The sequence below is a fragment of the Actinoplanes flavus genome (genome assembly GCF_017592555.1).
Classification (GTDB): Bacteria; Actinomycetota; Actinomycetes; order Mycobacteriales; family Micromonosporaceae; genus Actinoplanes; species Actinoplanes flavus.
On record NZ_JAGFNS010000070.1, the window covers coordinates 1 to 4,636 of the forward strand.

General features: G+C 64.6%; 7 protein-coding genes and 1 pseudogene. 7 read left to right on the forward strand and 1 reads right to left on the reverse strand.

Going from position 1 to position 4,636, the window contains the following annotated elements; genetic code table 11:
- Window positions 1-188 precede the first annotated feature (188 nt).
- Window positions 189-572 (forward strand): hypothetical protein, encoded by a 384-nt coding sequence (locus tag J5X75_RS43615; protein WP_208473617.1) that lies wholly within the window; start codon window positions 189-191, stop codon window positions 570-572.
- A gap of 324 nt (window positions 573-896) precedes the next feature.
- On the opposite strand, the pseudogene J5X75_RS45260 reads toward J5X75_RS43615, so the two are convergent.
- Window positions 897-1,031: pseudogene (locus J5X75_RS45260) on the reverse strand (IS630 family transposase); the annotation flags it as partial.
- Window positions 1,032-1,160: 129 nt separating this feature from the next.
- On the opposite strand from J5X75_RS45260, the gene J5X75_RS43620 reads away from it, so the two are divergent.
- The 6 genes from J5X75_RS43620 to J5X75_RS43645 all read left to right on the forward strand — a co-directional run bounded on the left by J5X75_RS43620 (window position 1,161) and on the right by J5X75_RS43645 (window position 4,501).
- Window positions 1,161-1,562: a hypothetical protein gene (locus tag J5X75_RS43620; protein WP_208473618.1), complete on the forward strand. Its 402-nt coding sequence runs from the start codon at window positions 1,161-1,163 to the stop codon at window positions 1,560-1,562.
- Window positions 1,563-1,736: 174 nt separating this feature from the next.
- Complete coding sequence (locus tag J5X75_RS45265; protein WP_238491029.1) at window positions 1,737-1,916, forward strand: hypothetical protein; 180 nt, start codon at window positions 1,737-1,739, stop codon at window positions 1,914-1,916.
- 62 nt (window positions 1,917-1,978) lie between these two features.
- The gene (locus tag J5X75_RS43630; RefSeq protein WP_208473619.1) at window positions 1,979-2,389 is read left to right on the forward strand and encodes a hypothetical protein; all 411 of its coding nucleotides are present in this window, start codon (window positions 1,979-1,981) and stop codon (window positions 2,387-2,389) included.
- Window positions 2,390-2,801: 412 nt separating this feature from the next.
- Window positions 2,802-3,317, forward strand: coding sequence for a hypothetical protein (locus J5X75_RS43635; RefSeq protein WP_208473620.1), 516 nt, complete (start codon window positions 2,802-2,804; stop codon window positions 3,315-3,317).
- A gap of 552 nt (window positions 3,318-3,869) precedes the next feature.
- A complete protein-coding gene (locus tag J5X75_RS43640; protein WP_208473621.1) occupies window positions 3,870-4,205 on the forward strand; it encodes a hypothetical protein in 336 nt (111 codons plus the stop codon).
- Complete coding sequence (locus J5X75_RS43645) at window positions 4,202-4,501, forward strand: hypothetical protein (RefSeq protein WP_208473622.1); 300 nt, start codon at window positions 4,202-4,204, stop codon at window positions 4,499-4,501. Before J5X75_RS43640 ends, J5X75_RS43645 begins: the two co-directional genes overlap by 4 nt.
- The last annotated feature ends 135 nt before the right edge of the window (window positions 4,502-4,636 follow it).

Below are 4,636 nucleotides of genomic sequence, written 5' to 3' on the forward strand. Positions count from 1 at the left end.
GCCACTGGGCGTCGGTGAGGTCATGCCGCCTCGTCACCGCTAAGGTGGCCACGAGGTCTCCGGTATGAAGTTCGAGCTTGGTCGCTGAACCGTTTACCGGAGACCTCTTCAAATATCGATCACCGCCGCGCCGTGACCTTCACCGGCCACCACGACTTCTGAAACACGCCTTAGATACCCTCGGTGCCTTGTTCGACGACGGAAGCTTCGTGACCGTCGGTACCTACGAGAGTGACACGGCCTGCGGCCTTTGGCTGCGCCGAGCAGATACCGACCAATCTTCGAATGGGGAGGCTGGGGATGGAGGTATCTATCGCACGCGGGCACTCCCAGAGTTGCCCACCGGCACTATCGACGACGTATCGACGTTTCTCGACAACGGAGTCTTGGTCGAGGTGGTTCTGCAAATTCAGGGCCGGCCTCTGCTGTTGATGGCGGGTGAACTACGCGAGTCGATGCAGGGATCACTGGTGTTCACTCGCCGTGACGAGTCCGTCCTCGTATTCACTGACCCGTCGACAGTCACATCGGTGACCTGGGTTCCCGAACGACGAGGGCTGATCCGAAGCTGAACCTCGCTGGGCCATGAATTCGTGGAGCGGTGCCGGGAGGCGCGTCGATGGAACGGTCATCGATCTCGACCTGCCGGAACCCCTCGGCGATACGCACCGTCAGAACGGCTCATCGCAGCCAATTGAAGCGGTACCCACGTGACCCTCACGAAGGTGGATCCCGAAGTCTCGGCGGCTGCTCACGACGCCGGTCTCCGCGAAGGAACGATCACGCACGACAGCGTGCAGACCCGTGACGGCGACTAAGCCATCATCACGGCGCGGGCCGGTATCGATGGCGGACCTGGCTACGACAACGGCTTCCGTGGTTCCTGATCGACCGCGGCGGCGGTGGGCGGCCAGGACGTCGGAGTGACAGGCGCGGGCGTCGGGCCAGCACAGGCAGGCGTGCGGTTTCCGGGCCAGGACGGTGTGCTTCGGGTGGTTCGAGCCGGCGACCACGAAGGTGCGTGGCGGCCCGGGCGATCGACGGCGCCGCCTACATCCTCGCCGCCTTCATCGCCTCCGGTACGTGGTCATGATCAAGGCGCGCTCGTGCCGAGCCTTCGGTGAAGGGCCCGACACGGGGCAGGACTATTCTTCCCGATCATGGGATACGCGTTTAGTTTCGACCCTCCGACCGAGGACGGCTTCGCCGCTACTCCGTGCGCGTTCAGCAACGAGCAGATGAACTACGTCCGGCTGATCATGATTGAGGCAGGCGTGCTGAGCGGGGACGGCTTCGCACAAGCATTGGAGACACCCGGACTGGAGGTTTCCGAAGAATCGCTGCCGACCCGACGCTTCCTGCACAGCGAAGGTCACACTACGGCGGCGGAGGCGGCGTTCATCGCTCGCCGACTGCGTGCCGCCTTGGACGCGAAGGTCGTTGCGGAGCTCCTGTCGTTCTTCGACGAGCATCCCGGCACCGATCAGGTTACGGCGTGGGTTGACCGGTTCGCCGCCTTCAACGACCAGGCCGCGAAAAGGGCCGGCTACTACGCTTGCTGACGGCCGAGCCCGGAAGGCACTTGCCGGCCGACCGCGCTGCGGGTCGTCGGCCGTCACGGGCAGTGATTCTGTCCGCAAGAACGGGTTCGGTCTCACAACGTGTGATTGAAGTTCGCTGATGAATCGTTGGGTCACTGTGCGATGCTTCGATTCAGCAGGTCCTGCCCCATCTTGATGCGCTTTGCATCGAGAAGTCTGACCAGCTACCTCGCTGCCGTCACCGCCGGCCTGAGCCTGTCCTGCAGCTCCGGACCGGTCGAGGGCAACGTCAACCGCATCAAAATGATCAAGCGACAGTTGTGCGGTCGAGCCGGCTTCGACCTACTCCGCGAGCGAGTCCTGCTGGCCAACTGATCCGGACGCGTATGTTCAAGATCATTGACGAGGGCTCCGTGTCGTTCCTACGATCCCCGCCCATGGTCGTTCGGAACAGGAATGCGCCGGTCGTCGTGGCCGGCCCGCGCCGGGTAATGGCCGGCCTGGCGGCCGTCTATGGCGCCTATGTCGGCGTGGTGGTCTGCTGGGGATTCCATACGTTCGATCCCCTTCTGCTGAGCGTCTTCGCGGTCAGCGCCGTCATCCTGGCGCTCCCCGCCGCGCTCGCTCGCCCTACCAGATTCAACGGCGCCTGCTACGCGATGGCGGCGCTGGTCCTGGTGGTCGGCTGTTGGTTGGCCATCGGTGGTCTCTTCCTCCTCTATCCGGCCGTGCTGCCCCTGCTGCTCGCTACCACAACACTGCCGATGGCAAGGCATCCGTGGCCCGTGGTCATCACCGCTGCGCTGCTCGCAGTGGCGCCACCCATCTTCTTTGCACTGGTGTCCTGACCTGTCCGTTGCCAACGAAGTCTGTCCGCGTGCCGCTGAACTCCGTCTCCCAGTACGCCGAACGAGTGACGACTTCACCCACGGCTGCTGGCGAAACGAGGCCGCTCCCAGTAACGAGCGACGTTGTGACTCCGTGGATCAACGTCAGGGGCTACGAGCCTTGGATGGCTACGCTTAGTGACGGGCTGGAGAATTTTCTGACGCGCGGAGGGGATCGCGGCATGTCCGGATACCTCTCCGCGAGCGGGGGCAACCCTCCGCAAGGCGCGGTTGCGGCTATGAGGGTGCCGACTCGTGTGAGTGTTCAGGTGGCAGCGGAGCGCGACACCGGGTCGACTACCGGTACCCGAGTGTCCAGCGTGTTGCGGCGTTAATGGCGGCCCTCGTCGGCCGGACCGGTAGTGTCGTTGATATGTCCGGATTGACGGACGAGGGTGGTGGCCCGCCGATCAGGGAGCCCCGGATCCCTTCCGATGCGCGGCACGTGGAGCTGCGAGCGGCTGCCGTCGGTGGAGTTCTGTCTGTTCCTGTGCACCGGTTCTGGTTGTTCACCGAGGACTGTCCGGGGCTTTGCATCATCGAGGTTCTCGGTGGCGGGTTGCTCTTGGCCGTTGGTGCGGGTCTGGCTGCTTGGCTGGGCTGCCGGCTCGCCCGAGTGCCACGGGCCAGCGTCGTCGCCGTGGCCGGCCTGCTGCTCGGAGCCTCGTGGTCCTACCTCATGGGCGGTCTGGTCTGGGGCCAGAGGACACCCATGGCCAACCCGCCCCCGCCGCTGGTCATGCTGGTGTTGGTCGGGTCCATTGGCTTTTGGGCCGCGGCGCTCGTGATCGGGCTACGCCGTCGTGCAGCTGTCAAGGTGGCCCTGCTCGCCGTTATCGCCGTCACGCCGTTGCTCGCTGAGTCGCTGGTGCGCGGTGCGCTCGCCTGACCTGCCGTGGTCGTGGACTCCGACGTGGGAATGAAGGGTTTATCGCTCTTTGCGGCTGTCCACCCCCATCCAGGGTCGGCGGGCGCATCATCCTCATACCCTGGTCCCTTCGGCGATCCGAGGCTATACACGATCCTCGGCATGTCCGGACACCATTAGTACGGCCGGAACGTTGCTCAGAGTAAGTCCGAGACGCCCTCGACGTGCGCGGCAGGGCGCCTCGACGGACAGAGTTCACTGGCAAGAACCCCACGTCGCACGCTCTTCATTGGCGCGGACAAACTTCGTTGGCAAAGGACATGACCAGCCCACGCCGAAGATCAATCACTCTTCGTGTGACAGGGCCGAGAAACGGAGCCAGATGTTCGCCACTTTCGGCGCCACCTCCTGCTCTCGATCCCCGGCGGACGTTCGCCATAACGAGCGCCACTTGTTGACCACCGGGAGCCGGCGGCGAGATCGAAACAGGGCCGCTACGTCACCCTGCGTAGACGCCGTCGCCGGCCGTGATTTCCGTTAGCCGGAAGCCGTGAAGGTTGAGAGGCTTCTCTCATGGTGACCTTGATCGGCAGTCCCGACAGCGATCTCGTCTCGGCGGCGCTGGAGCATGCACGCGCGAGCCTCCGGCAGATCCCCGACGACGGGTGGGGAGTGCAGGCGTCCGGCCTGGAATGGACCTGCCGCGAGACGATCGCGCACATCCTGGATGACCTGGGCGCCTATGCGATGCAGCTGTCCGGGAAACACCGCCATGAGGGCTGGACCCCGCTGATGGAATTCTCGCTGGCCCCCGGACGCCCTCCGTGCATGTTCTGGCCAGAGGAAGAGGGCGGAACACAAGCGGTGCTCGACTGCCTGGACGCTGTCGGGGTCTTCTGGTCGCGGTGATCGCCAGCGCGCCGGCCGACCGCATCGGCTGGCATCCGTACGGAAATCCCGACCGCTCGGCTCTGGCTGCGATGGGCATCGTCGAACTGGTCCTGCACACCCGCGACATCGTGGGCGCGCACCACATCGACTACCGGGCGCCGGCGCAGCTCGTGGCACCGTGCCTCGATCGTATCTTCGCCCACGCCGAACGTTCCGATGACCCCTGGCAAGACCTGTTGGCCGCCACCGGGCGTACTCCTGAAAGTCGAGGACAAGCCTGGCGCTGGGACTCCACAGCCAAGCCTGTTCCCTGATCCTCCTCGGGCCTTCCCCCTTGATCTTGGACACTTGAACCTTGGATCGTGAGGTCTGGGGAGATCAGGAGTCCTGGAACACCATGGCGAACAAGCACTATCCCGCCCAGGTCAAGGCCGACGCGGTGGCGTTGT

What these genes read in the sequence shown, in the direction of transcription:
- J5X75_RS43620 (WP_208473618.1), top strand. Translation starts at nt 1,161, where the DNA reads ATGGGATACGCGTTTAGTTTCGACCCTCCGACCGAGGACGGCTTCGCC.
- J5X75_RS43640 (WP_208473621.1), top strand. Translation starts at nt 3,870, where the DNA reads ATGGTGACCTTGATCGGCAGTCCCGACAGCGATCTCGTCTCGGCGGCG.
- J5X75_RS43635 (WP_208473620.1), top strand. Translation starts at nt 2,802, where the DNA reads ATGTCCGGATTGACGGACGAGGGTGGTGGCCCGCCGATCAGGGAGCCC.
- J5X75_RS45265 (WP_238491029.1), top strand. Translation starts at nt 1,737, where the DNA reads ATGCGCTTTGCATCGAGAAGTCTGACCAGCTACCTCGCTGCCGTCACC.
- J5X75_RS43630 (WP_208473619.1), top strand. Translation starts at nt 1,979, where the DNA reads ATGGTCGTTCGGAACAGGAATGCGCCGGTCGTCGTGGCCGGCCCGCGC.